The organism is Salibacter halophilus, from assembly GCF_008806325.1.
In the GTDB taxonomy this organism is placed as follows: Bacteria; Bacteroidota; Bacteroidia; order Flavobacteriales_G; family Salibacteraceae; genus Salibacter; species Salibacter halophilus.
Genome location: NZ_WACR01000027.1, coordinates 1 through 479 on the forward strand (window position 1 = coordinate 1; position 479 = coordinate 479).

General features: G+C 45.9%; 1 protein-coding gene. It reads right to left on the reverse strand.

Annotation, left to right across the window (positions count from 1 at the left end; all coding sequences use genetic code 11):
• Positions 1-479 (reverse strand): carbohydrate-binding protein (locus F3059_RS13735; RefSeq protein ID WP_223274625.1); only part of this gene is annotated, 479 nt, incomplete at both ends.

Genomic DNA, 479 nt, shown 5'->3' on the forward strand with positions numbered 1-479 from the left:
TACAACTCCGGCATCAACACATCTGTCGGTTAATGATGGTAGTGTAACCTGTGGGGTTGGGTTTACAGTCACCGTTGTCATTGCTGTATCACTACAGCCATTCGGATCTGAATAGGTATAAATCAAACTAAAAGTTCCTGCTCCGGCAGCTGAAGGATCGAATTGACCATTCGAAACGCCTTGTCCGGAATACGTTCCACCATTTGGTGAGCCTCCTGTTAGGGTGATCGCTGCATCGCTTTCACAGAATGTACCCAGTGAAGTGAAAGAAACGGTTGGCAATGGATTGACTGTAATACTTGTTGTGTCTGAATCAGTACATCCGTTACTGTTTGTTACAGAATAGGCAATCACATGCGTGCCGATTCCCGCTACTGATGGGTCGAATTGAGTTCCTGATACTCCTGGGCCGGAATACGTGCCGCCTGTTGGTGTTCCACCTGTTAGTGTTATTGAGTTTGAACTTATACAAACATCAC